A 26,243-nucleotide genomic window follows, 5' to 3' on the forward strand; every position below is an offset into this window, starting at 1 on the left:
ATGGTAAGCAGTAGTTATGCCGCGGGGGTTATCAGCCAGTTGGAAGACGCCCAGGATGTGGGCTTCTCGCATGTGGTCTTTGAACTGTATGCGGATGATCGCACGATGCAGCCGCATCACTGGCAGGTTTTCGAAACGATGGGTGCCGCACAAGAGCAACGGCAGGCCTTAGCGGATAAAGGCGGCTGGTCTGGTCATGACGACCGACATATTTATTGCTGGCCAATAGACCGCCTGCTCGAAGAATTACAAACAACTCATTCATTAAACAATAGACAAGCTATGAATCTGAACAATCTGGAAGATATCAAAAAAGAAGTGGCGAACCTGGGGTTCAGCCAGCAGAGTATTGACCAACTGGAACCGCAGATGCGGACAGGTACCGGTTATTTTAACGTTCGGGAACAGTTGCCCGGTGACAACGGGCTACCCGTCGATCTGACCCTGCATTTGCGCAAATCGAACGAATCGGAATATTATAACCTGAACAAGTTTGAAGCGGTCGCGGGTAAGATACCGCCCGTGGTGCCAGGGCAGCAGTATATGGTCATATCGGAGAATAAGGATAACCCGGAAAGGCCGCTGGTCAAAGCTTTTGACAGTGGCTATGAGGCCATTGAGTTCTTTAAAAAGCAAAAAGGCAACAGTGAACTGGCCATAGGCGAAAGCCCGGAAGCTAAACAGAACCTGGCCAGTAAAGAGCAGGGAACAGTCAATTACGTGAACAATGATTTTAAACAGGCCTATTTCGGCAGCGCCGTGAGCCAGACCTTTTACGTGCAGAAAGGTGTCGGTTTTAGCGCCCAGCAAGCGGCCAATATGGTGCAGGGCCGCACGGTACACCGGGATAATATGCTCAATCCGAACAGCGGCGAGACTTACCGCGCCTGGATCAATCTGGATCAGGGCATACCTAAAGACGATCACGGCAATTACAAGCTGAAACAAATGAACGATCCCAATTTCGGTTTTGACCTGGATAAGACCCTGAACAAGTTTAAGATCAAGGAATTGGCCGATCCCGCGCAAAAAGCCGCCATCGTGCAGGGTATTAAAAACGGCGATCGTATCGAAGTAACTGTAACCGGCAAGGACAATAAAGAGCAAAAAGTACTACTGGAAGCCCAGCCCCGCTATAAAACGATGGATTTCTATAGCGGCAAAGGCGATAAATTAAAACGCGAACTGTTCCAGAAAGCGCCATCCCAAAACCTTGACCTCGGAAAAGACAGAGGTAAGTCCAAAGACAAAGGCGAAGATATGGGCATGAGCATTTAAGCTGCGCTTAATCACTAAAAAACGAATCAATAAATATTAACCCTAAAATTAAATTCATGAACACATTTGAAAAATTGAAAGCAATGGTAAACGCTGCTGAAACCGACGCAGTGAAATTCTACGGCAAAGGTAACCAATCGGCAGGTGTAAGACTGCGCAAAGCCTGTATGGAGATCAAGAACCTGGCCCACGGCTGCCGGGCGGAGATCACCGGATTAAAGCACAAAGCGAAAAAATAATCGCTTAGTATTACCGCTAAGATCCTGAAGATAGCTACAAATGTCCGAATGCCCTGCTGAAAAGTGGGGCATTTTCTTTATCGGGCAGAGTTTTTTAAATTTGCTGATCTAATTATGTCATTCATTAATTATCACCTATGGATCATAATACCTTAGCGGTCACAGTGGATGCGCCGTTAGCTGAACACTGTTTTTATTGCGGGTTACAATTTGGGGAGAATCCGCTCCCTGCCGACGACGCGCTGTATCATCAATTCTCTAAATACGCGAAAAAGACGACCCAGCATTTTTACTTGCCCGGCAAGCTGGAAGATGAGCGTGGCCCACAGTTCGTTTTGGCGCACAGTTGGTGCAATATTACCTCGCGGCCATTATCGCATGACGGGCGGCTGGAATTCAAAGATACCATGACTAAACAAGTTCAGGAACAGCAAAGCCCGCCCTGGCTGCACCTGCATGCGGTTAAGACCGAAAGATTGTCGAATAAAGCGATCAAACAGCGTGTCAAAGATGAGTTGCCCGGTGAAGCTGAAGAATGCTTTTATTGCGCCATGCCCTTTGATATCGTACCGGCAAGATTAGGCCAGCCCTTGTATAAAAAACTGCTGATGTGGGCTAAAAAGGCCGTACAGCTGCCAGAACCGGGTATCACAAATAAACCCGTGTTGGTGCATCACTGGTGCAGAGCAAAGACCGCAAACTTATCGCCTGAGCAAAAATTACAGTTCAAAACCGTTACCTCGGCGCACTGTACCGGGGCGGAAACGATGCCCTGGATCAATAAAAATCTATTGCTTAAATACATTAAGTCAGGCGGGGATCTGATGGAGATATTAAAACGCCAGGATAAAGCGCTTTATGATGCCGGGCGTTGATATACGGCTCTAAAGGTCTATAAACGGATTGTTTTGATATTTTCTTCATATTCCGTAAATTCATGAAAAGAACAAACCATGAAAAATCAGCCGGTCAGTCTGGAAAATCTGCAAAAATATTTCGACGAACTACAAGCTTCGCTGCTCTATTGGCAACTTGAAGGCCCCGGTTTGAAACCGGTCTATGATTGGGATAGGATGCAAATACGGGAATATATGCGTGACCTGTACAGGTTTGCCCATGAATGCCTATACATGAGGCTTCGCATTGATGCGCCGGTGCATTCTGTTTACCAGTTCCAGGAAACCTGCTGGTTGACCCGGCCGGAACTTATCAAGCTGACGGGGGACTTATTGAACTTGTGCGACCTGTCTTTGATCTGGTCATACCGTGACACCACAGCACAGGAAGATATACTGCTTCGCGACCTCGAACAACTGAACAGCCAGCTGATTGGTGCGCAATACGGCCAAAGCGCTTTTGAAGAAACCATTGATGTGCGGGATATCAGGTTTGATATAGAATAATTTCAGGTCAGCGGCACCAGCCGCTTCATTTCGTACCTCAATTCAGCAGCTTCCCCGCATTTAAGCACCGGCTTTCGCCCGTGCTTTTCTTTTTTACGGCTTCGCTTATTAAAGCCCTGATTTTAAGCCCTTTCTCACCATTTATTGACACAAATTTCTCAAAAGCCGGCCGCACGTCAAGCCCGGGCCTCCGGTTTTGAAAAAAAAATCTTCCTCCTTTTTTCATTGGCTGCCGCTATCGCGGCGGGTGTTGGGAGCGTATTTTTTTTCCAAAAGGCTTGCCTTAGCGTCCGGCTTATTTAGGTGAGGTGCTCAATAAAAAGCGAGAGCGAGCGTATGCGAGCGGACTTAAAAAAAAGCACATGGAAACAACAAACGGCAGAGCCCCACCACACGGACAGGATGTTACCGCAGACCTTTCACACAGAGAATTGATAAGAATGGAGATAGAAACAATAAAAAATAGAAATTATGAAAACCGCAGAATTAGAAAGCAAAAAAGGAGCAAATAACGCAGTAGTTAATAAAGCCGCTAACCCGGTAACCGAGGAAAACAAGAACCCGCAATTTGTGGCGGGTAACCCGGTTAATAAGGACAGCGCCAAACCCGCAGAAACGGAAAAGCCGAAAGAAGAGGTCAAGGCTTCAACCGCACCGGTCGCCGAACAACCGCAAGCGGAACATTTCAAACCCGAACTAAAGGCCGAACCTGTTAAACCTGTACGTAACCTGACCGAAACCATCAAGGTGTTGGAAGAACTGCACCGTTTGACCTTACAACGCAATAAGTTACTGGCGACTATCGACAATCTGGAAAGTTTCGAGGTGGGGTTGAAAGAGGACTTCGACGAAACAGAGGGCAATTATTACACGGGCTGTATCCTCACCATTGAGGACGATACCCGCAAAAAGTTTACGACTAAAAACCCGCTGATTATTTGGACGGTAGCACAGCAGATCAATAGCATTTGCGTGGCTAAATTGGGCGAAGTGGAAGCCAAAATTGTCATTACTGCTTAAAATAAATAGGTAAAACGCCCCTGTATTTCGCACGTACAGGGGACGTTTTGATTGTTAAATTTCTTTAACCTACAAAACAATGATAGATATTTTCATCGAGATAACCAACCAACTTTTTTGGGAAGGTTACGCCGAACAATTGGCCAAGGAGAACCCCGCCGGGTTTCAGCGGGAATTAACAGATTTTATCAACTGCTATACTCTATAAAATCATGTACGATACCATCTTTTTATTGGTCAAAGCGACCATACAAACCACGCATAAAAATGTGCATGAAGCCATTGCCGAAATACAGGAAACAGCCACCTGCACGATTACCAATACCAAAAAGGTAAAAATACACGAACTAACATTAATGGACTATAAACTTAAAAAAGCATGAACACACCACATATCGGGGTAAAACCCCAAATATGGCAGATTTTAGGAACGAAAGTCAGCCATTGCAAGACCAGTACAGAGGCGATACAGGAAGCAGGTCTGGATTTTACGGTACTTAAACACCCGAACCTACACACGCTGCCGAGCGGTAACAATATTATTTCCGATAACAGTTTCTTTACTTTTCGTACCGATACCGAGGCGGTATTAGGCGATAAAATTGGCGCAGATTATCAGGTGGTACAGAATACCGAAACATTTGCTTTTTTTGATGAGATCATTAAAAACTACGGCTTAATTAAATTTGATTATGCCGGAAGTCTTGGTTTTGGGGGCAATGTATTCCTGACAGCTAAATTGCCGGAACATATCCGTATTGGGCGGGATGATCTGATCGACCAATACTTGTTCCTTTCATCAACGCATGACGGTACTGGCAGTATAACCATTGCTTTTACACCGATCAGAATTTGGTGTTCCAATACTTTAAATGCCGCTATGCAGAACTGCAATAACGCCATTAAGATCAGGCATACCGCCAGTGCCGCCGAAAAATTGAAATCAGCGCATAAAATGTTAGGGCTAACCGATCAGTTAAGTACAGAACTGGAAGCCATATTTAACCGTTGGTCACGTATCCGTATCAGCGACCCTCAATTAAAAAGGCTCATTCAACTGGCTATGGTGCCGAACAAAGAAACCTATCAGCTATTGACCACGCAAGGAAACCGAACTATCCAGCCAGTTCAACAATACCATTTCCGCAGTTTTCGATTATAGTTACAACAGCCCAAGCCAGTTGGAAGACACGACCAAAGGAACTTTGTTTGGTTTTTATAATGCGATCACCGGGTATCATCAAAACGTCCGCAATTACCGGGACGATGAAGCCAAATTCAAATCCATCATGCAGGGTACGGGACTACAGCGCAACCAAACCGCCTTTGACCTATGCGGTGAGTTTGCAAAATACGGTAATGCCTTATTACTCAATTAATCATTTGCAGGGGGGAAATATTCCCCCTGCAATTTTATCCCTTATTAAATGTAAAGATCATGAAAACGATAGATCAGTTAATGAACCTTGATAAAGCAAAGATCATGTTCGATTTATTTAGAGACGAAATCCCTGAATTTTTAAGCTATACCCAAGCCATTGCCGATAAAGTAGCCAATGACAAAGAGGAACTATTAGCGAACTGGACAAACCCGTTTTTGAGTTATCACCAGTGGCTTCAAATTTCCGAACAGGTGAATAGCGCCATTAAAAAGTACGGCAAAAACTTAACAAAAAGCGGCAGCCTATTCACCGATCAACTTTTTGATGGGTATTTAGCCATATTCAGCAATCATTGCTTAGAACAGTACAGCATTAATAAAGCACAATCGCCAAAATTCAAACTGGCTATTGATCTTTTTTATTTACCTGTTCAGCCAATTAATAATAGGAATTACAGCTATATCGTACTGGAATTACACGGCGTGCCGGAACACGCCGTCATCGCCACGGACGAAGACGGTAACAATCGTGTATTTGATAGCCGCGCGGATGCCGATGCAGAAGCTTCCGACTGCCAAGAGGGTCTGATCGTAGAAATATAAACCCGGCGATTCAGCTAAAGCCTTGTGTTATAACAGACACAGGGCTTTTTTTGTAAAAAATTTCCTGATTAGGTGTTATTCAGGTCAAACAGGTATTTCCAGGTTTAACCGATCCGCTAAATAACGCACGGCCGCAGGATAGTCCAGCTTTTTGTATTCAACCATAAAACGGATCGCATTGCCGCCCTTGCCACATTTAAAACACTTATATATCTGTTTCGATGGCGACACCGAAAATGTGCGATTAGTACCGCCATGAAACGGACAAGAGCCTTTATATTCTTCACCTTCGCGGGTAAGCTCACTAAACTCCGTTATCAATTCTGGCAAGTTAGTCTTTGCCAGTAGCATATCTATAAACTTTGCAGGTATCATGACTGGTAACGTTTAATAAGCAAAAGTAACGTCATTGCTCCAATATTCCCAAGCCTAAATATGTTGGTTCACATAAGCCGAAACTTCCAATAAATCACGATCAATCAATTGTTGCAAGTTCACCTGGTCATAAAAATCAGATCGCATATCGTATTGCGCCTTTAAACGTATCGGCTCGTCAATAAAACTCCTTACCGTAACCACACTCTTTGCATGGCGCACCGTCACAGAAAAATTCATCGAGATCAAATTTTCATCCAGGACTGTATCAGGCCCAATATAAGCGTACTTGTTACCCTTGATTTTTGCTAACTGTTCTGTTATTAATGTAATAATATCTTGTTTCCTGCCCATTTAAAATTAGATGCTATATCAGGCATCACAAAAATGTAGTTTTTCAGACTGAAATGAACATCTTAATACCGTTTAATCTTTAGATTTTTCCTTTCTATAAAATTCTATAAAATCCTGATCATTATGTAACTTTGATTTTTCTGCCAGCGCTTTTTGGGCTTTTTTGGTCAAACGTTTCGCATCCTTCTTCGCCCCAAATACATAATTTATCTCTTCCGGCTTGTCATCGATCATATCTTGGACATATTTAAGAACGTTCTCCGCCGACTTCGACAAACGCTTGAAATCTTCCATGAAATGTTCCGAAAATTCTTCATCCTCGGTCACCCAGCGGGACAACACCAAATCTTGGTTCGTTGTCCCGCTTTTTTGTTCCCCTAATTTCTTGTTTATCAGATAGGTAATTTTGAATGGATCACTCACCGTAGCGGTTCGTTCTTTCAATTCCTCAAAAGTGAATTTTTCGGGGTAGATCGAACCAATAATTTTTCTTTGTGTGTCAGGCTCTGATTTCCAATAGATTACGTCAATCTTAGTCAAGGTACTAATTGCACCGTCAACAATCGGCTCCAAATCCTGCACCTTTATCACCTCAGTTCCTATTTCTGACAGCTTGGCCTCCAGTACGATTATCTTGTGCTCATTTTCTGATTTGATAGCCTTGTAGTCTGTACCATCAATGTCGCCGTTTAGCAACAGTTCGCGGGCTTTGGTTAGCTTGTTATTGTGAATAGTAATCTGATCTATGTATTGTCTGCGGGCATCACGTCCAGTCTGCGTACTATTGCTATATGCATCGAGTATCACTTTTTTGAATAGTATTGCCGCCCTGATGTCCAGCACATAATCTTTCAAGCCAGAAACAAATGTTTCGTTTACATCTTCTGCTTTCTGTCTGTACCCGCAGTATGACGAGCAATGGTAATAGTGGTAGTATTGGGTTCTACCTTTAGATGCGCTGCCCGATAAAACTCTTGTGCATTTTGAACAGTTCAAAAATCCTCTTAGTGGCAGCATATTCATAGACACTATGGTAGTACCTGTACTCTCGCGCTTCCTTCCATTTAAAACATCCTGAACATCATAAAATAAGCTTTCTGAAATCAAAGGATCATGTACGCCCGGTACGGTAAACATATCTTCATCTTTGAATTTCGGTATGACAATTTTGCCGCAATAGACCGGATTACGAATAGCTACCCAAAACGTGTTCTTGCTACAATTCAATCCAAGCTCGTTTGCCCGTTTCCAAACTTGCTCGGTAGAGTATTTTCCTTCGCTGATCTCGTTAAATGCCCATTTCATGATAGATGCCTGAGGTTCTTTAAAAACAATCCGCTTCGCACCACCCTCTTGTGTACGGTTAACATAGCCAATCGGCGCTGTGGCCATATACCGGCCTTCTTTCCTTGCGCGGCGCATACCATAGAATACGTTTAATGCCCGGCGGTCATTTTCAATTTCAGGAGCGGTCAGGTAAATTGCCAGCATCATCTTATTTTCCGGCACACTCATATCCAGCGGTTGTTCTACCGCCTGCGGCTCAATACCAAGTCCTTTCAATGTGTTGATCATTTGATAGGCATCCGGTGCATTACGACTGAATCTGTCCCACTTGGTAAAAAGTATAAGGTCAGATTTATTACGGTTTTTGCGGAGGAATACAAGCAGCTTTGTCCATTCGGGACGAATGAATGACTTGGCGGAATGATCCTCAAAAATCACGTTTCGGACAGTGATCCGGCTAATTTCACAGTACTTGCGAAGTACCTCTTCCTGGCTTCTCTGGGAGTACCCTTTATCCGCCTGTTCGTCGGTACTTACCCGTATATATAGATCGGCTACTTTCATTTTTTAAAGTTCTGATTTACAATCAATTTAGCTAAAAAATACATAAATTCCAACAATTCTTCGGCTTTTTTTTCAGTTATTTTCACACCGCTTTCGCTTAATATTTTAACGGCTTTTTCCGGTGTAATATTACGTTTTTCACTAACCATTTGATTGCTCCTTTCCTTTCATAAGTAGCAAATCTGGCAGAAAGGCTTTTGTCATTTTCGCAAGCGGCTCGCAACTTGCGAATGATTATTTCAAAACCGGGCTTTAAACAAAACGAATTTAATAGGCGTCGAATAATTTGGGTTTAAGAGATACATCAAGGTAACTTAAAGTTAGATAGTTAACATAAATATAACATTGAATTGATGTTTACATAACCTACCTTTGCGGTTTATCCTAAGTTTATGACAAAAAAGAAAATTAGAACACTGGTAAAAACCGCAAGGAAAACTGCAAAAAAAGATATCGCATCTACTTTAGTTAGGGAACTTAAAGCGGTAGCGGATAAAGTTGTACCGGGTTCAAAGAAAATAGACAAGGCGATCAAAAAAGACGCTAAAGGCTTAGCAAAAAAAATTGCTAAAGAAATAGCTATAGACGAAGCAGGCTTGGTGGCAGCGAACAAGCAGGAAAAAGCTGAGCCACAAGTAACAACAGCAAATACTGCTACCAATACAAGTACATCAGCAGCAAAGACGAATGTAGCACCAAAAACTCCTAAAAAAGCATCAGTATCAAAAACAGCTGATAAATCCGTTAAATCCTAGGCTGTTGGCAGATGGCTTATTCTACGTCGGTATAAGCATAACCGCCAATAAAGATGAGTGCGTTGTCTGGCCGGATAGGCCCACCTTTTGCACCCAATGCAAATGATGTTTTAACGACGGTACCATTGTTATAGGTAAACTCAACCGAATGCCCAGATATGCGGTAGGTTCCGCCAGTTGCCGATTTCTTCCAGGCCGCAGCATTTCCGGTTGACATGCCTGCGTTTAATCCTTCGTTAAAATGGGTGGCATCTAAAAAAGTGATTTTTTTAATAGATAGCGCATTCAGGCCGTTACCATAATCACCGCCGCTTACTTTTTTCGTAAGCAGGCTTTAGTTTAAGTGCGCCTGTATAGGCATAGGCCGGAAACCAATTGCCTTCACCAAGTTTGTAATCATTGGTTTGCCCTTTGCTGTTCGTCAGTAAAAAAGTCTGGCCCTGTTTCTTCCACGTACCCCAGGCTTTAGGATGCTTTATATGCCATCTGCCGATTTTATAGCATCTGCAAAAGTAGCCCTGGGCAAGGGCGTTGTGGCGGATAGCCTAAGCGTCCTTTCTGCCCGATTTAAGGGCGGGGAGCGCGATAGCGCATTTCTGCACCAATACCTGGAAAAGCGGACAAGTCTCCGTTTGGACAACGCAGAAATTCTGAATGCATATATCACTATCAGACCAAGTAAGGGAAAGATTGGTTCAGAAGAGCTCCGGTTCCTGGTAGCCAACAGCGGCAATACCTGGTCGGCAGCGGTGCCCCAGATAGTTAATCACTTGGATCAGCTGGACACTGCCGAACAAAAAACCGTGGCGAATGACCTGTATAGCCGCCTGGTGTATAATGTCTGGCGTTATGCAGCCAAAACAGGCGACAAGCCGCAAGCCGAACAATCCATGGCCGTTGCGGAAAGGCTGCACCCCCTGTTGGGCGAACAGCAACAAGCATCATTTGATAACGTGGCCTTGTTCCATTGCCGCAAATTCCGGGACATAACCGGCCTGAGAAAGGTGGGCTATCGGCTGGCCGGAAAACAAATGGCCATTGACACCGCCTTCGCGCGGCAGCAGGACAAAGTGATGTATGAAAAGGTGAAAAGTTTTTACACGAATGAGCCTGCTGACCCGGCCAAAAAAAAGGACTTTGCCGAAGAAAAAAAACTGGCCATGGCCCAATTCTCCGGGCAGGCAGCTGCTATCCTTTACAATGTCGCCGACGCCTTTGCCGAAGTACTACCGTCAAACGATTCGGGCCGGAAAGATGCGCAGCAATGGGCGGAACGCGCCTATTTGCTGGTACCGAATGCCCATACCCGTGAACTGGCGGAGCGGTTGAAGCCTTAAAAACTCCTTACCTGTAACGTATGGGCGTAAAATCCGTCTATATACAAAATATCTAATTATGCAATTCAGCGTTCATAAGACTCTGCTGCTGGTCAGCTTTAGCCTTGCAGTCCAACTTAGCCAGGCACAAACCAAACAAGCAATGATCGATACACTCATCGAGCGCTCCCACCGGCTGGGTTTATTCACCGGGAATGTGCTGGTGATCGATCACGGAAAAGAGCTGTACCGCAAAGCGATAGGCGCTGCTGATGCTTCCGGCAAAAGCTATTTGACAGATCAATACAGGTTCCATATCGGCTCGATCGCCAAAGAGTTCAACGCGGTGTCCATCATGATGCTGCAGGAACAGGGAAAGCTATCCATCGATGACCCGATTACCAAATACCTGGACGGACTGCCGGGCTGGGCGGATAAAATTAGCATCAGGAACCTGTTACAATACAGCAGCGGCCTGCCGGACCTCCAATGGAAAACGATCACCAGTGATGCTCTGGCTATGGATGCCATCAAACAGGCGGTCAAGCCTGACTTTGCGCCGGGTACACAATACGCCTATAATAACAGCAATACTTTATTACAGCGCCAGATCGTGGCTAGGGTAAGCGGCAGGAGTTTCGCCAGCTTCGTGACACAAAATATACTCCGGCCCCTGAAAATGAGCGCCTCACTGGTTGATCCGGACGATGCTGCGCCACTGATGGCTAAATCCTATACCAACGCACTGGTACAAGCCCCGCTGGTATCGGCTATCTCCGGCTGGACAGCGGTTACGATGGATGATTTTTACAAATGGGAACAAAGCCTGGAGCAATTCAAACTGATCAGTCCCGCTTCCACCAAAATCCTGCTGACGCCATTTGCATCCGGCAAGCAATGCGGTTTAGGTGGCGGTGAAATGGCTGGCGATCAACTCGGTAAACACACGCATGACGGCACGGCGATGCAATACCAGGCTTTGCTGACCGCCGACGTAAAGCAGGGTCGTACCGTGATCTTACTGACCAATAACCGGCAAAACAGCCTGTACGACATCAACGCGGCTATACAAAATATACTCGGTGGTCAAACTTATGTACAGCCGAAGAAGCAGTTGATTACGGCCTGGCAGGACAAACTGGATACGGCAAGCGTAGCCGGATTGATCAAAGCTTATCAGGAATTGAAAGCCAAATATCCCAACGATTACAACTTCAATGAACCGGCGCTGAACGTGGTCGGCTATACTTTATTGGGTAAGAAACGCTATGACAGCGCTATCGCGGTTTTTGAATACAATACCATCTTGTTCCCCCATTCCGGCAACGCTTTTGACAGCCTGGCGGAAGCTTACTTCAATCAGGGCGACAAGGCTAAATCCCTGCTTAATTACGAACGTGCACTGGAACTGGACCCCTCCAATGCGGGGGCTAAAGAAAAGATCAATAGCCTTCGACAGCAAAAATGAATTCGTGCAAAACGCCCAAATTTAATAATATGAAGCAAAGCGGTGATACATTCCTTGGCCGTGTGCGGTCCGTGAAGATGGTCGATGGCTGCGGCGTGATGCCCACGCTTTATTCAGCCGATAAGGAGCTGGAGGAATGGCATAGCCATGAACAAGCCAGTATCAGCCTGCTGGTCAGAGGTGGGCACGACGAATATCTTTACGGTAAATATCACAAGCGGCAACCCGGCGATCTGAAATTTATCCCCGCAGGAGAGGTTCATCGGTGCGATCGCTATCAGCCGGGAACATTGAAGATCAATCTATCGTTCCGGCCCGGTATATTAGCAGAACATGCGGAAGACCGGCTGGATAGCCTCCTCAGTACAAAACTTAATTCTAAATTTCTGCTGCTTCAGCTTTACCATGCGCTGGAGGACCCGGCGGTTGAAACGCAGGCTTCGGCGCAGTTGCTGCTGACGGCTTTGCTACACCCGGAAGGGAAAAGAGAAGGCTATACGCCAGCATGGGTAATGCAATTGAAGGAGTTATTGCAGGATGAATGGTCTGCCTGCTATGATCTCGGGGAACTGTCCCAAAAGGTAGGTGTACACCCCGTCACGATCTCCCGCTACTTCCCGGTCTATTTCTCTACTACTTTAGGTGAATACATGTGTAAGCTGAAAATCGAGCGGGCCTTACCGCTGCTCGGCGATGGAAAGCTGTCGCTGACCGACATCGCTTATCAATGCGGCTTCGCCGACCATGCCCATTTCACCCGCACCTTCAAAGCGGTAACCGGTTATCTGCCGAAACAATTCCGGAAAATTTAAGCAGGTTAATCCTGTTCTATTTTAAGTCAGCCTTTCGCTTTAGCTTGCGGGCTAATTTACAGCAGATGTTACGGACACGTTTTTATTGGCTGGCTTTGGTGCTTTGCGTGAATGCTGCGCCCGCTGCGGCACAATCATTTGACCCTTTCGACGGGCATTCAACCGCCTTCCGGGCCAGTCCGGAACGTTATTTCAGCAGCCCGGCCAAAGAGCTGGAACAGCGGAAGCGCTTACTGGATAAGACAGCTGTTTTCACGAAAAACGAACCCTGGACGCCTGCCATGCTGGACGATCAACTGGCGCTTTACGAAAAGCTGCTGGTTTCCCTGAACAGGCACTACGCTTATTTTCAGTTGCTGGGCTACCGGGACAAACGGGATACAGCGGCAAGGAGCGCCAAAGATCAAGTGGATCAGTTAATAGACAGCCTGGACCGGTATACGGCAGGGCAATTGCGCAGGCCGCTTTTTAGCGTGCAGGCCGATAATAAGGCCTACCGCTATCATTATTTACTGCAAAAAACACGTTCGGATGCGGAACACGAGCTGAATCCTGTCCCTGCGGCTATCGCTGCCAGGCTCAGCGATCCGCTGATCCAAAGGCTGACGGACAGGTATGATAACCTGATGGACGATATCAGGGCACCCGACCTGTTACTGCCCGACGGGCAAAAACTGAATCCTGTCACTAACCGTAATAAGGTATTACAGTACCCGGATGCGGCGGTTCGTGCCCGCGGCATGAAAGCGTATTATAATGCCTATAGCGCGCATGCGGAGCTATTGGCGGGTACACTGATCGATATTACCGCTTCAAAAAATGAGCTGGCGCAGTTAAGGGGGTTTAAAAGCTCCCCGGAGGCCACCTATGCCCGCCGCCTGCAACTGCCGGAAGACAGCGTCCGGGTTATGCTCCGGCAAATGATGGGCCTTGCGGCAGTGCTGAAGAACTACCAGCGGGTGCAGGCTACCCAGGTTAAATTGATTAACGGGCTGGATACCGTACACAGCTGGGATATGTCGTTGCCGTCCGGCTACAGCTTTCAGCAGCTGCCCTTCGGGCAGGTGAAAGCCTTAACGCTCCGGGCGTTCCTGCCTTTGGGCAAACCTTACCAGCATCTATTTGCCTGGCTGCTGGACCCGGCCAACGGGGCGCTGGATATAGCCGCCGGACCGGACAGGGTCAATGAAAATACGTCAGTGGGCTACCCCGGTGTCCCGGTGACTTTGTATATGAAAAGTTACGGCGGCAGCCTTGGGGAAGTTTTAAGGCTTTCCCACGAGGGCGGCCATGCCATTCACATGCGACTGATGAGTGAGGCCGGTATCGTTCCTTCCTATGCCGCAGGGCCAAGTTTCCTTTTTGAAGCCTATGCCATGCTCAACGAGTTATTGGTACTGGATGAATTGCAGCAGCAGGCCACCACTGCCAAAGCCAAGGCATTTTATACCCAGGCTTTCCTCGATAAGCTTTCCCTGGAAATATTTACCGCTGCCGAAGAAGGCAGTTTCGAACAGGGCCTTTATGACGGCGTGGCTGCCGGGCGCATGCATGACCGCAAGGATGTGGACAGTTTATATGCGGGCATCATGGGGCGCTATGACCTGTTTTTTCAGGCAGAGCCGGAACGACGGAGCGAGTGGATCAATAAACGCCTGGTATTTGACGACCCGTTGTACAATGTCAACTACCTGTATGCGATGCTGCTTACCTGCCGACTTTATGAGCAGGCGCACCGTGATCCTACTGATTTCGGGCGGCGTTACGCGGCCTTACTGCGGAATGGTTTTGATGCGTCCGCAGATGAATTGATCCGGAAGTTTATGGGTTTCGGCCTGGACAACCAAGCCCTGCTCAGGAGTGCGCTGGAGCTGATGCAACAACGCACCAAAGAACTGGCCTCGTTATATAAAGAACTTAACCTGGAAAAAGATTAAGAATTTTAAATTGCTGCAACATTTAATACCTACTTATCGTCTTTTCGCTGTATATGATAAAAAAAATAATTAGCCTCTGCTTTATCCTGTTTCAGAGCGGTCTGGTTTTTTGCCAGCAATTATCGAAAGCCGATTACCTGGCAGACCTGTACTATTTAAAAGATACCCTGCCCAAAAGGCATATCAACCTTTTTGCGAAGATCAGTAAAGCCGATTTTGAGCATACCATCGCTGCCATGGCAGCCCGGCTGACCGATCCCGATATGGAAAGCTTTACCGTTGAGCTTTATAAACTGCCGGTTGCCATTGGCGATGAGCACACCCATATTGAGCCTGTTTTTACCAAAGCGGCCCCCATCCGTTTTGACAAGTTCTCCGAGGGGATCTTTGTTACCGCCACAGATTCGGCTGATACGGATGTCCTGCTGTATAAGCTGGACGGCATAAACGGGCACCCGATCGGTGAGGTCATTAGCCGTTTTAAAGCGATCATTCAAAGCGGGAATTCATCATTTTTTGACTCACGCTTCCTGCACCTGATCAATAACCCGGTGATGTTGAAAGGCTTGCAGTTAACGGGCAGCACCGATGAAACTTCATTTGATTTAACTGCCCCAAACGGCAAAACGACCAGGCGCGTTATGAAGTCTGTGCCGGGTACAGATGCCGGCAATCTGCCGCTGGTGGCAGCGCAGAAACAACAAAGAAAGGGGAATTACTGGGATAATTATGATGCCCGGACAGGCACGCTTTATTTTAATTATAATAATTGCCAGGATAACGATGCGCATCCGTTCGCGGCGTTTAATAATGCACTCTTTGCTTTGATCGATCAAAAAAAGCCCAAACGGCTGGTGATCGACCTGAGGGATAATAGTGGTGGTAATTCGGGCGTGCTGACGCCGTTTATCGATAGTGTCAAACGAAGTTATTTAAATGCCAAAGGAAAATTGTTTGTCCTTATTGGCAAACAAACCTTTTCATCTGCTTTGATGAACGCGGTTGATTTTAAGCGGAACACCAATGCTATTTTATTAGGTGAAGCGACAAGCGGTACGGTAAACCATTATGGGGAGGTAAGGGGTTTCAGGTTGCCGCACACGAAAATCGTGATCGGTTATTCTACCCGGTATTGGGAAAACTGGAAGGGGCATGACGGCCCGCTGATGCCGGATGTGGCGATTGCTTATTCGGTGAAAAACTTTGGGAAAGGGATTGATGAGGCTTTGGTTTATGCGGAGAAATAGCCTAAGTGCCTGGGGAATGCCTAAGCTCTTATTTATTAACAACAAGTTAACCTGGCCGGCTTATCTTTGAAAAGGTGAAAGAGCTACCCGATAAAACCCTGTTCGCATTGGTTCAGGACCATGATGAACGCGCGTTCGCTGTCCTGCTGGAAAGGTACAGCGCCCGGGTGTATGACCTGGTCTACAAGCGTACCCGTGACGATGACGATACCAAAGATATTTTGCAGGACATTTTTATATCGTTCTGGAACAACCGGGATAAGATCAGAATCGAAGACTCTATTTATCCTTACCTTCACCGCTCGGCCAAGTATGCCGTCATTGACCTGGCTGTCAGAAACCAACGCGTCAGCGCTTATCAAAGCTTGTTAGCCAAACAGGACGAGCCATTTATTCATCCCGCTGAAAATTCGTTGATCGCCGCTGAACTCCGGCAGCAATACGAACAAGAAGTCGCCCGGATGCCCGGTACCATGCAGCAGATCTTCCGGCTCAGCCGTGACCAGCACCTCTCCGCCAGGGAGATCGCAGCGCAATTACAGCTCTCGGAACAAACCGTCAGAAATAACATTACGCTGGCCCTGAAAAAGCTGCGGCTTAGCCTCGGCTCCGACCAACTGATCGTTTTATTGCCGCTCAGCCTGTACATTTCTTCCGCCCTGGCCGCGCATTAGTCATTAATCAGAGTTTATCAACCACTTTTTTCACAACATATCATACATTCTTTTTAGCATTAAACAACGTGTAAAGCATTTGCACTTTTACTATCAGCTAATCTTTCAGGCAGCGCACAGAAAAGCCGTGATACTTTCCGCCGTGGTTGCTGCCTAATGCTTCACTGTCGGATCGCAAATACCACGCCCAGGCATCCACATCGTCATACGCGGTGCTACTCCAAAATAGTAAAGTGCCATTGCTTGAAGGAATAAATCCGCTTTGGCCACGAAAACTGCTGTATAAAGCGGTGAATCCGCTTGAATTTGTTGCGCCTGTGTTCGGGCCTGACCAGGATACCGTACCTGTTACTTTCATTTTTCCGCCCGCTACAGTTTCGCCACCAAGAAATTCTGCCAATAATGACCAGTCCTTCTCGGTTGGGACGTGCCAGCCTTTGGGGGAAAGTTTGCCGGTATTTACAGCGTGCCAGTTATACAATGCGCCTGTAGCTCCATTATTCGTCTCCTGATCATCGTACCAGCAATAGCCTGGTGAATTCAGTTTATACCAAGCCTCAGCCGTGTCAACTATCAATGGGATCTCCGTGCCATCGTTGTATCTGGTGGTTTTTAGATTTTCTACCATCCATACCTGTGTTCCGATGGATATGGTATGATAAATATTACCGTCAATATCGTTAATGATCGCTGTGTTCTTATCCATTATTATCATTGTTTTATGCAAATGTATTTCTAAATCCACTGTACTTTTGATATCAATATCCTGAAGGATACCAAAGCGGTTTAATTATGAAAGGAATGACGGAGGAACAGGCAATGAGGTATTTACAAGATACCTTATTCGTCGTTGGCGGTAAATGGAAGCTCCCCATATTGAGAGCCATACACAGCGGAAATTACCGCTTTCGTGATATACAACGAAGTTTGCCCTTGATTACGACCAGGGTGTTATCAAAAGAATTAAAACATCTGGAAGAGAACAAGTTAGTGATCAGAACGGTTTATCACGCTCCGCTTGCCGTTGAATACAAAGTACCGAATTATATGCATTCCCTATTGCCTGTTATTAAAGAAATGATCTTATGGGGGCAAAACCACAGAAAGAAAATTAGTGATAAATGATGCCTCCTGTTTGCATCAACCACGATCTGGAAGAATCTGCATAGTAAACTATTTAATGAACTCAAGGGAAAGCCCATGTCAGGAAAGATGCGAAATACGCCTTTATCAACTTTCTTGGTTTAATTATCAGAAGAGTTAAGGTGTATGATGAGCCATGAACAATGGCAAATTAATTCCCTAACAGAAGTTTAATGATTTCTTAACGGTATATCAGGGCGTCTTAACAGATTATACTGTTGAATGGCAAAGACACCGGAAACAACACCCGAAATAGCACTCCTGCAACGTTACCGAGCAGGCACCTGTACCCCTGAAGAAGCCAGGCAGGTCGATGAATGGTTCGACGCGCAGGAAAATGAAGGCGTACCGCCGCTGTTGCGCAGGCGATCCGTACAAGCAATTAACCGCGCCGTCCTGCGGGCGATCCGGTCGCCGCAGCGAAAACGACAAAACGGCTTTTTCTTTCTAAAGATCGCGGCGGTGCTGCTGCTGGCCTTCATGGCAGGTCTTTTCGGCTACAGGCAATTATACTCTGCAAAAGACTTGCACATCACTTATACTACGATCAGCACAAAGGCCGGCGAACGCAAGACCGTCATCCTCCCTGATAGCACCCATATCAGTTTAAATAACGTATCTGCCATTCGATTCGCCGACAACTTCGATGGGAAGACCCGGGCCGTCACCCTAACCGGTGAGGCTTTTTTCGAGGTACGCCATGATGCTACGCGCCCGTTCATCGTTAGCACGGGCCAATTGCATATCCAGGTATTAGGCACCTCCTTTGACGTGAGAGCATTCCCCGATGAAGCGCAGGCCAAAGTGACCGTCGCCTCCGGTAAAGTTGGCGTATATAGTACCCAGCACAAAACAGCTACGCAAATGCTGCTGCCCGGGCAGCAGCTTACCTATAACGGTACCACGGCAACGTATAGCACCAGTCAGGTCAACCCAGACGATCAGCACGCCTGGCAACAGGGCATCCTCATCCTCAAAAGCGAAAACCTGCGGGAGATCGCCCGGCAACTCGAACGCTGGTACAACGTCAGAATCAGTATACCGGACACCAGGCTGCAACAGGAGCAATTCAATATCAAACAAAATAACGAAAGCCTTGACCATGTTCTGGCCTCACTGAGCCTTTCCGGCGACGGCTTCCATTACCGGATCAAAGGCAGGCAGGTACAGATCTGGTAAGCTTATAATTAACTGAGTATTTAACCCTAAAACCGCAATATGAAAAAATAAAGCTGATGATATTATCTATTAAATAATGGATCAATAAAAAAGCGAAAGTGTACCACCACTTCCGCTTGTTAAAGTATTCATGATCCATCGAGTTTCTAACGCAACAATAACCATTAAATACAATGCACAATTCTACAAAAAGAACTGTAATTAAACTACTGTTTTCTATGATGAGATTAACCTTTATGGTGATCATATTCCTGCTCTCTTTAACCTGTACCTTACTCGCTTTCAGCGGTAATGCCCAGGATATGGACAAAGCCAATATTTCCGTTAATCTAAAAAAGGCCCGGCTCGGCGAAGTACTCGACGAACTGGAAAAACTATCCGGCTTTTCCTTTACCTATCCCACAAGAATGGCCAATATCAGCCCGGTCAGCATTCAGGTTAAAGATCAATCTTTAAAAGAAATATTACAAATACTGGCTCAGGCCAATAAGCTGAAGTTCACCCGGATCAACCAGATGATCTCTGTTAGCGAGGTATCGGCACCGGCAACGCCGGGAAAGATCAGTGGAAAGGTGCTCGACGAAAAAGGCGAACCTTTACCTGGCGCGACGATCAAGGTAACTGAAACGGGTACGGCAATCCAAAGCAACGTGGATGGCACCTATCAGTTCAGCATGCCCCCCGGCAGCTATACCATTGAAGTGAGCTATATTTCCTACCAGGCCAAACGCGTCACCGGCGTGCTGGTCACGGAAGGTAAATTGACCCAGCTGGATATCGCCATGCAGCCTGCCAAGAACTCATTGAACGAGGTAGTGGTTACTTCGGGCTATAAAAAAGCCTCGGTAGAAGGATTATATGCCCGCCAGAAAAACAATGCAGCCTTCACAGATGGGATCAGCGCCGAGCAGATCGGCCGTACTCCCGATAAAAATATTGGTGAAAGCTTAAAAAGAATTAGCGGGGTGAGCACCATCGATAACAAATACGTGGTGGTACGCGGCCTGGGCGAACGCTATAATGGGGCTATGCTCAACGGGCAGCTTATGCCGAGCACCGAACTCAACCGCAAGCAGTTCTCCTTTGACATCATCCCCTCCAGCCTGGTAGATAACGTCGTGGTCAGCAAGACCATCACCCCGGATATGAGCGCCGAATTCGGCGGCGGGTTGGTCGCGGTCAACACCAAAGCCATCCCCACCGAAAATTTCCTTTCGGTAACCGTAGGGGAAAGCGTAAACGACCATACGACCGGTAAAAGGTTTCGCTCACTTAAACTGGAAGGCCAGGAATACTGGGGCGGCCTTTCCGATCACCGCAAACTGTTCGGCACCTTCGACTGGAAAAATACCGGTGAGATCCTGGCACTCGGAAAGTTTGAGACAAGGAATAATGTCAACTACCTGAAAAACAATTCGGAATTCAATAATAACTGGGGATTGTCGGAATTTAACCCAGCGCCATCACCCAATTTTCAACTGGCATATGGGCACCTGTTTCCCAAAGCAGGTGAAGATGGCAAGATCGGTATCATCGCTTCGGCCAGTTACCGCAATACCTTGCAAACCCAGGACATCCAAATGAGCCGGGATGGTTTTGCCAATGACAGCACCGGAACGTTTACGGGAAAACGCTACGGTTTTACTACCAATATCGGCGCGCTTGCCGGTGTCGGCTATACCAATAGCCATACCAAGATCAGCTTGCAGAGCATGTACCTGCGCACGCTGGATCAGCAACTGATCCTGGGGCAGGGCGCTCACGGGGACAACGGCTACCAGGCGGCCTTATACGACATCACCACCCAGACCACGCTTTTTCAGCATTCCCTGAAAGGCGAATACAGCCCAAACAAGGAGGGCATCAGGCTCAACTGGAATGTCTCTTATACGGATCTTGACCGCCAGAAACCTGATAACCATATCGTCCGTGTCGGGATCACGAAAGATAACCCTTCGCTTGATCAGATCAACACTAGTGGCCCGGTTGACGGTGGTTTTGAAACCGACGGCGGTGCGGGTCGTTGGTGGAACCGCACCGGTGAAAAGAATTTGGGCTGGAATGCCGACCTTGCGGTGCCGTTGAAACTTCATCTGATACCTGACCTGAGCAATACTTTTAAAACAGGTTATGCCGGTTGGTATAAGGATCGTTTTTTATACGTGTTCAATACCACAACGCTGTCCGACGTAAGCGACAACCCGCCTTTATCCCGGGCTTTTGACAATGAACACGTAACCGGTATTACGTACAGCCGTTTTGGTGATGACTTTCACCGTAAGGCCGCTCTGCACGCCGGTTACGTTATGCTGGATCAAAAAATAGGAAAGCTGCGCCTCGTTTGGGGACTGCGGGCAGAGTTTTATAACCTGAACAAGGTGAACGGTGTACTGGATTCCCTTTTCGTACTGATTAACCAGGGGCAAGGCAACAAGTACCAATACGATTATTCGGATTTGACGAACCGGGAAAAGAATATGCAGTTTTTCCCCTCTGCCAACCTTACTTACGGCCTGACACCCAAAATGAACCTGCGCCTGGCCTATTCCAAAAGTATCATCCGGCCAGACCTGCGCGAACTTTCTTTTTTCAAGGAGTATGATTTTGAGCTTGGCGGTACTTACGAAGCCAATGATCCGATCCATTCTACTACGATCCATAATTATGATTTCCGGTACGAATGGTACCCGGAACCCGGCGATATCCTCTCTTTTTCCTTGTTCTACAAAGACCTGGATTACCCGATGGAGATCTACAACCTGGGCGGTAACCGGCAATATACCCTGCGTAACAACAAGTCGGCTAAAAACAAAGGTATTGAACTGGAATTGCGTAAATCCTTCGCGTTCACTGGCCTGCCGCTCATTAAACACATCACGCTATACAGCAATTTCACCGCGCTGGATGCCAGCGTTGTGCCGATGACGGTCAATTTCGGTGCCCTTAATAAGGATAATCCATTAAAGATAACGCCGATAGAGGTATTTGGAAAAACGGAACACAGGCCACAGGCAGGGGCCAGCAATTATACTTATAACGGCGGCTTTCAATATGACGATAGCGGGCTATCCCTCAATATCAGCTATAATTATGTATCCAACCGCACTTATCGCCTCACAGACATCTACCCGCAGTCTTTGTTCGAAAGGCCGATCAACTCCCTGGACGGGCAGCTGGCCTTCAGGATACTGAAGAAAAAGGCCGAGGTTAAATTCAATGTTTCCAACCTCCTAAACGCTTCGGGTATTGTCTATACCAACTACTACGACGGTTTGCAAACGCCCGGCGGGAGTTTTGTTGATTACCCGGCTCCAACTACCAAACAACTGTTATACGATCCCAAAAGCGACCGGCTGGATTACAAAGCGTCGCCGGGCCGGACGTATTCACTGGCATTTACTTATAATTTCTAAAGCATTATCCCATGAAAAAATACACGACGCTTCTGTACCTGTTCGCATTCGCCGTTCTGTTGAATGCCTGTAAGAAAGGCGAACCATTGCCCGAGAAATCTTTTGCCAATATCACGGTGATCAGTAAGGCCCTGCTGGATGTCCCCCCGCTAACGGTTTACGTAGATAGTGTACTGCTGGATACGGTAGGTGGTGGCAGTGCTGGTACCATACTGATCGAGCGCAAAAAAACGACCATGAAGCTGACGATCAAAAACCTGCAAACTGGTAAAACGCTGTTGGATTCTACATTTACGGTCAAACCTAAGAACAGCTTTACCGTATTGGTCGACAATTCACTCGGTATCGCCACATTTTATACACCATCCACCAAGCCCATTCCAGCCGACAGCGGTAGTGTGCAACTATTCTGTAATTCAGTAGTAGGCGGAATGACAGGAAAAGGTCTGACCTTCAAACTTTTCACCACTTACGATAATGCGAACACATTTAATCCGACAACTTACGAAGTCAAAAACCTGGAGAACGGAAAACTGGCGGCTCCGTTGATGCTCCCCTTAACCAAAGACGCGGTGGGCGTTATGCCAACCTACTATATCCAGACAGTTGATCCGGATACCGGCACTATCCTTTCGAATCTTTTTCCCGGTTTCAGTGGCTACGGGCAGGTAACTGTTGAACCCGGCAAAAACAATGTCGTTAAAGTCGATATTATCAGCGATCCGCTATATGGCAATTTCTATAACAGCCCCTTTCTGTATTTTCCTTTATAGGCCAGGCTATCTCGATCGATCCATCCTTTCTTGAACAGGCGGTCCCGCAAGGACCGCCTGTTATTCAACCAGCAGATGAACAATACCCAAACAGCTATTACCATCCTCTCGGTACTTGATCTGAGCATCCTGGTACTCGCCCATAGCGTCGACCGTCAACTTTACCGGCAACGTACCTTGCAAAAATCCGGAGCCGGTCATTTCTTTTGCAACCCGGATTACGACGAGCGGGTCAACCGATTTTTACTGAGCAGAGGCGGCTTGCTGCTTACCGGACTTCTTTTCATCACGATCTTTTTATACTATTTGAGCGATGCCCAAATTTAACGAAGAAAATCAGCAACGATACACCCACAACCCCGGCTTACTGATCCTTGGGATTTGCGTGGCATTGGGCGGCACTGTATGCTGGCTGGTCATTTTTCGGATCTATTACCTCCTGTCCTGAATCCGGGGTAGCAGATCGTAGCTAAAAACAATTCGCTGTAATCGGATGCCTGCATTCATCGGGTGGGTAAAATCAAACGTTTTCAGGCGTCTGATCTCTTTAAACTAATTTAATAAACAGTGATTACCTTTACCGGCGATGATGACCGAAACAGGCGAACAGCAATTACTGGCAATGATCCGCAAGGGTGATTACGATTCGTTCGGGGAAATGCACCGCCGGCATTACGACCTGCTGTTTGGCCTAGCCCTTAAAAAATTGGGGGACGAAAACGAAGCCTACGACCTGCTGCAAGATCTTTTTACCGAGCTATGGCTTAAGCGGGCGGATCTTTTTATCCATAACCCGCTGGAAAATTACCTGAAGAACCGTTTATGGTTCAAGTTATCTTCCCATTTCCGCGCCAAGGGTTTCCGGCAGCAGCAGTTCCGTCACTTTGCTGAATTCCTGAAAAGCGAACAGGAAACCGGGCCTGTAACAGCAGCAGGAGATATCTACGAGGCCGAGCTCAATTACGAAGCACTGATCGATACCATTAACCGGACTATTGAGGCGATGCCCGAGAAAATGCGCGAAATCTTTGTGATGAGCCGCAGCAACGATTATTCTATCGCGGAGATCGCCGCGCAATTGGACCTCTCCCCGCAAACGGTAAAAAACCAGATCAGCAACGCGCTCACCCGCCTGCGGCAGGCAACCGCCCAATCGGGACTATCCGCCGCCGGCTTACTCGCCCTGGTCTGCTTAACAAATATTTAATAATAACTTAACGATTTCTTTCTGGTACTTTTTCCGGTTTGCTACTTATAAGGGCATATGCAGGAAGAAAACAAATTAACCCCTAACTCCGCATAATTACCCCGTCTATTTTGAAAAATATAGTGGAACAACGCTTGATTGTTCCTTTTTTTGTTTATTTTGGGCTACCTAATTAGGTTGTCTATGTCGTTACCTTCCTGGATTCAAAAATTTAAAGAGCCAAAAACAGAGATCAGGCTTATCAAGGGTACATTTTACAAGTACGCTGTTGAGTATCGTTATAATTCTGAAAAAAAGCGGACGGATAAAATAACCCTGGAACTTCTTGGTAAAATCACCGAGAAGGAGGGCTTTGTCCCGTCGGATAAAAAACTAATAAAAGATAAAGGCAACAGCCTGCCGGTAGTAGATATCAAAACATACGGATTGTATAATCTCTTTACGTCTTTGCTTGCTGAGGATCTTCCCAGTTTACTTACACTCTTCCCAGAGCCTGTTAGTCAAACATTATTGACAGTAGCAATGATGCGTTTTGCTTATCAGCACCCAATAAAGCGTATGCCGTTTCAACATGCACATGACTACTGTTCTCTGAACTGGGTCACAAAAGGTCTTGATGACAAAGCAATTACAGCTGCATTGAAATATGTAGGAGAAAACAGAGAACTATTGCTGGGCTGGATGAAAGGCAGATTAGGGGTAAGGGAAGCTATGCAGGATAAATTTGTAATGATTGATTCTACGCACATACCATCCCTTTCAGAACATCTTTCAGTCAACGCAATGGGTTATAATCCACAGCATAGCTATGATCCACAAATACGCCTGATGTACATTTTTTCTGCACAAATGCAACAACCGGTGTATTATAGACTTATCAATGGGAATATTACTGACGTTACATCGATGAAGATATGTGTAGACGAACTAAATATCAAAGATGTGGTTTTCATTGCCGACAAGGGATTTTACAGCAAGAAAAACGTCGCTGACCTCAAAACTGCCTCCATTCATTTCATTATCCCACTATACAGAAATAATAATCTCATAGATTATGAACCGCTACAGCAAGCCAATTTTAAAAAAGGTATAAAGAATTATTTCACCTATCAGAAGAGGGTGGTCTGGTATTATGAATATGAAAAAGAAGGACTGATGCTAACTACTTACCTTGACGAGCGCCTTAGAGTAGAAGAAGAAGCTGATTTCCTTACCCGTACTCAAACACATCCTGATAAGTATAAAGAAGTTGATTTCTTTGAACGGGTTGACCGTTTTGGAACACTTACACTCACGAATCACCTGCCTGAAGCGGTGTCCGCACAAATGTTATATGAAACCTACAAACAGCGCAATGAAATAGAAGTCATGTTTGACGCCTACAAGCACTTCCTGCTTGCAGACAAAACCTACATGCAGAACCGATATGTGCTGGAAGGATGGTTAATGGCAAATTTTATAGCCATGATCGCATACTACAGGTTGTATACACGACTAAAAACAGCAAACAAACTTTCAAAATATGCACCAAAGGACATAGTAGAAATATCAAAAAGCATCTACCAAACTAAAATCCGAAACACCTGGGTAAGATCCGAAATAACAAAAAAGACAAAAGACCTCTTTAAATCTATTGACATAGACTACCTAAATTAGCGGAGTTAGGGATTAAACGAAAGGTTTAAGGAATACAGCGAGGGTAACGCAGGGGCTGCGGAGCAGGCGCAAATAGGGCGCTGGCTCCGGAGCCTTGACCTGCGGAAGGATAAAACGATTCGCTCTTTTCCAGCGCAACGTCAAAGATCGGAGACGGAA

The 26,243-nt window shown here is 46.3% G+C and carries 29 protein-coding genes and 1 pseudogene; 23 read left to right on the plus strand and 7 right to left on the minus strand.

What is annotated here, in order from left to right; translation table 11 throughout:
• From BDD43_RS17310 to BDD43_RS17345, 9 genes and pseudogenes are all read left to right on the plus strand, one after another.
• Positions 1-1,278, plus strand: coding sequence for a hypothetical protein (locus tag BDD43_RS17310; RefSeq protein WP_121198861.1), 1,278 nt, complete (start codon positions 1-3; stop codon positions 1,276-1,278).
• A 56-nt stretch (positions 1,279-1,334) separates the two neighbouring features.
• Positions 1,335-1,517: a histone H1 gene (locus BDD43_RS17315; RefSeq protein WP_121198862.1), complete on the plus strand. Its 183-nt coding sequence runs from the start codon at positions 1,335-1,337 to the stop codon at positions 1,515-1,517.
• Between the two features lie 137 nt (positions 1,518-1,654).
• A complete protein-coding gene (locus BDD43_RS17320) occupies positions 1,655-2,392 on the plus strand; it encodes a hypothetical protein (protein ID WP_121198863.1) in 738 nt (245 codons plus the stop codon).
• A 78-nt stretch (positions 2,393-2,470) separates the two neighbouring features.
• Complete coding sequence (locus tag BDD43_RS17325; protein ID WP_121198864.1) at positions 2,471-2,920, plus strand: hypothetical protein; 450 nt, start codon at positions 2,471-2,473, stop codon at positions 2,918-2,920.
• Positions 2,921-3,391: 471 nt separating this feature from the next.
• Positions 3,392-3,940 carry a hypothetical protein gene (locus tag BDD43_RS17335; RefSeq protein WP_121198866.1) on the plus strand — a complete coding sequence of 183 codons (549 nt, stop codon included), beginning with the start codon at positions 3,392-3,394 and terminating at the stop codon, positions 3,938-3,940.
• A gap of 79 nt (positions 3,941-4,019) precedes the next feature.
• The gene (locus BDD43_RS30830) at positions 4,020-4,148 is read left to right on the plus strand and encodes a hypothetical protein (RefSeq protein WP_262707418.1); all 129 of its coding nucleotides are present in this window, start codon (positions 4,020-4,022) and stop codon (positions 4,146-4,148) included.
• A gap of 4 nt (positions 4,149-4,152) precedes the next feature.
• Entirely contained in the window at positions 4,153-4,323 is a 171-nt protein-coding gene (locus BDD43_RS30130; RefSeq protein WP_162847102.1) for a hypothetical protein, read from the plus strand.
• Positions 4,320-5,319: pseudogene (locus BDD43_RS17340) on the plus strand (DUF932 domain-containing protein). Before BDD43_RS30130 ends, BDD43_RS17340 begins: the two are co-directional and overlap by 4 nt.
• A 59-nt stretch (positions 5,320-5,378) precedes the next feature.
• Positions 5,379-5,924: a hypothetical protein gene (locus tag BDD43_RS17345; protein ID WP_121198867.1), complete on the plus strand. Its 546-nt coding sequence runs from the start codon at positions 5,379-5,381 to the stop codon at positions 5,922-5,924.
• 84 nt (positions 5,925-6,008) lie between these two features.
• Here the strand turns inward: BDD43_RS17345 and BDD43_RS17350 are convergent, their stop codons facing one another.
• The 4 genes from BDD43_RS17350 to BDD43_RS30135 all read right to left on the minus strand — a co-directional run bounded on the left by BDD43_RS17350 (position 6,009) and on the right by BDD43_RS30135 (position 8,653).
• On the minus strand, positions 6,009-6,299 hold the full coding sequence (locus tag BDD43_RS17350; protein WP_121198868.1) for a CHC2 zinc finger domain-containing protein: 291 nt from the start codon (positions 6,297-6,299) through the stop codon (positions 6,009-6,011).
• Between the two features lie 54 nt (positions 6,300-6,353).
• Positions 6,354-6,653 carry a hypothetical protein gene (locus BDD43_RS17355; RefSeq protein WP_121198869.1) on the minus strand — a complete coding sequence of 100 codons (300 nt, stop codon included), beginning with the start codon at positions 6,651-6,653 and terminating at the stop codon, positions 6,354-6,356.
• Positions 6,654-6,725: 72 nt separating this feature from the next.
• The gene (locus tag BDD43_RS17360; protein ID WP_121198870.1) at positions 6,726-8,504 is read right to left on the minus strand and encodes a recombinase family protein; all 1,779 of its coding nucleotides are present in this window, start codon (positions 8,502-8,504) and stop codon (positions 6,726-6,728) included.
• Positions 8,501-8,653, minus strand: coding sequence for a hypothetical protein (locus BDD43_RS30135; protein WP_162847103.1), 153 nt, complete (start codon positions 8,651-8,653; stop codon positions 8,501-8,503). Before BDD43_RS30135 ends, BDD43_RS17360 begins: the two co-directional genes overlap by 4 nt.
• Before the next feature lie 243 nt (positions 8,654-8,896).
• Here BDD43_RS30135 and BDD43_RS17365 point away from each other — a divergent pair, with 243 nt between their 5' ends.
• Positions 8,897-9,259, plus strand: a complete 363-nt coding sequence (locus BDD43_RS17365) for a hypothetical protein (protein WP_121198871.1) — start codon at positions 8,897-8,899, stop codon at positions 9,257-9,259.
• Positions 9,260-9,275: 16 nt separating this feature from the next.
• Here the strand turns inward: BDD43_RS17365 and BDD43_RS17370 are convergent, their stop codons facing one another.
• Entirely contained in the window at positions 9,276-9,476 is a 201-nt protein-coding gene (locus BDD43_RS17370) for a hypothetical protein (RefSeq protein WP_121198872.1), read from the minus strand.
• Positions 9,477-9,729: 253 nt separating this feature from the next.
• Here BDD43_RS17370 and BDD43_RS17375 point away from each other — a divergent pair, with 253 nt between their 5' ends.
• The 6 genes from BDD43_RS17375 to BDD43_RS17400 all read left to right on the plus strand — a co-directional run bounded on the left by BDD43_RS17375 (position 9,730) and on the right by BDD43_RS17400 (position 16,713).
• Complete coding sequence (locus tag BDD43_RS17375) at positions 9,730-10,596, plus strand: hypothetical protein (RefSeq protein ID WP_121198873.1); 867 nt, start codon at positions 9,730-9,732, stop codon at positions 10,594-10,596.
• 142 nt (positions 10,597-10,738) lie between these two features.
• Positions 10,739-12,043, plus strand: coding sequence for a serine hydrolase (locus BDD43_RS17380; RefSeq protein WP_394339634.1), 1,305 nt, complete (start codon positions 10,739-10,741; stop codon positions 12,041-12,043).
• 29 nt (positions 12,044-12,072) lie between these two features.
• Positions 12,073-12,855, plus strand: coding sequence for a helix-turn-helix domain-containing protein (locus BDD43_RS17385; protein ID WP_162847104.1), 783 nt, complete (start codon positions 12,073-12,075; stop codon positions 12,853-12,855).
• A gap of 65 nt (positions 12,856-12,920) precedes the next feature.
• A complete protein-coding gene (locus BDD43_RS17390; RefSeq protein ID WP_162847105.1) occupies positions 12,921-14,792 on the plus strand; it encodes a M3 family metallopeptidase in 1,872 nt (623 codons plus the stop codon).
• A gap of 53 nt (positions 14,793-14,845) precedes the next feature.
• Complete coding sequence (locus BDD43_RS17395) at positions 14,846-16,039, plus strand: S41 family peptidase (RefSeq protein WP_121198877.1); 1,194 nt, start codon at positions 14,846-14,848, stop codon at positions 16,037-16,039.
• A gap of 74 nt (positions 16,040-16,113) precedes the next feature.
• Complete coding sequence (locus BDD43_RS17400) at positions 16,114-16,713, plus strand: RNA polymerase sigma factor (RefSeq protein WP_121198878.1); 600 nt, start codon at positions 16,114-16,116, stop codon at positions 16,711-16,713.
• 97 nt (positions 16,714-16,810) lie between these two features.
• On the opposite strand, the gene BDD43_RS17405 is transcribed toward BDD43_RS17400, so the two are convergent.
• Positions 16,811-17,419, minus strand: coding sequence for a fibrobacter succinogenes major paralogous domain-containing protein (locus BDD43_RS17405; RefSeq protein WP_162847106.1), 609 nt, complete (start codon positions 17,417-17,419; stop codon positions 16,811-16,813).
• Between the two features lie 86 nt (positions 17,420-17,505).
• On the opposite strand from BDD43_RS17405, the gene BDD43_RS17410 reads away from it, so the two are divergent.
• Positions 17,506-17,838: a winged helix-turn-helix transcriptional regulator gene (locus tag BDD43_RS17410; protein ID WP_246001622.1), complete on the plus strand. Its 333-nt coding sequence runs from the start codon at positions 17,506-17,508 to the stop codon at positions 17,836-17,838.
• 287 nt (positions 17,839-18,125) lie between these two features.
• Here the strand turns inward: BDD43_RS17410 and BDD43_RS30605 are convergent, their stop codons facing one another.
• Complete coding sequence (locus BDD43_RS30605) at positions 18,126-18,338, minus strand: hypothetical protein (protein WP_246001624.1); 213 nt, start codon at positions 18,336-18,338, stop codon at positions 18,126-18,128.
• On the opposite strand from BDD43_RS30605, the gene BDD43_RS17415 reads away from it, so the two are divergent.
• The 6 genes from BDD43_RS17415 (at position 18,337) to BDD43_RS17440 (ending at position 26,084) form a co-directional block, all read left to right on the plus strand.
• The gene (locus BDD43_RS17415) at positions 18,337-19,035 is read left to right on the plus strand and encodes a FecR family protein (RefSeq protein ID WP_246001627.1); all 699 of its coding nucleotides are present in this window, start codon (positions 18,337-18,339) and stop codon (positions 19,033-19,035) included. The genes BDD43_RS30605 and BDD43_RS17415 overlap by 2 nt on opposite strands.
• Positions 19,036-19,253: 218 nt before the next feature.
• On the plus strand, positions 19,254-22,448 hold the full coding sequence (locus tag BDD43_RS17420) for a TonB-dependent receptor (RefSeq protein WP_246001629.1): 3,195 nt from the start codon (positions 19,254-19,256) through the stop codon (positions 22,446-22,448).
• Positions 22,449-22,534: 86 nt separating this feature from the next.
• Positions 22,535-23,221 (plus strand): hypothetical protein, encoded by a 687-nt coding sequence (locus BDD43_RS17425; protein ID WP_147425671.1) that lies wholly within the window; start codon positions 22,535-22,537, stop codon positions 23,219-23,221.
• A gap of 75 nt (positions 23,222-23,296) precedes the next feature.
• Entirely contained in the window at positions 23,297-23,548 is a 252-nt protein-coding gene (locus BDD43_RS17430; RefSeq protein ID WP_147425672.1) for a hypothetical protein, read from the plus strand.
• Positions 23,549-23,807: 259 nt separating this feature from the next.
• The gene (locus BDD43_RS17435; RefSeq protein ID WP_246001632.1) at positions 23,808-24,428 is read left to right on the plus strand and encodes an RNA polymerase sigma factor; all 621 of its coding nucleotides are present in this window, start codon (positions 23,808-23,810) and stop codon (positions 24,426-24,428) included.
• Between the two features lie 183 nt (positions 24,429-24,611).
• Positions 24,612-26,084, plus strand: a complete 1,473-nt coding sequence (locus BDD43_RS17440) for a transposase (protein WP_121195838.1) — start codon at positions 24,612-24,614, stop codon at positions 26,082-26,084.
• The last annotated feature ends 159 nt before the right edge of the window (positions 26,085-26,243 follow it).

It is taken from the genome of Mucilaginibacter gracilis, assembly GCF_003633615.1.
In the GTDB taxonomy this organism is placed as follows: Bacteria; Bacteroidota; Bacteroidia; order Sphingobacteriales; family Sphingobacteriaceae; genus Mucilaginibacter; species Mucilaginibacter gracilis.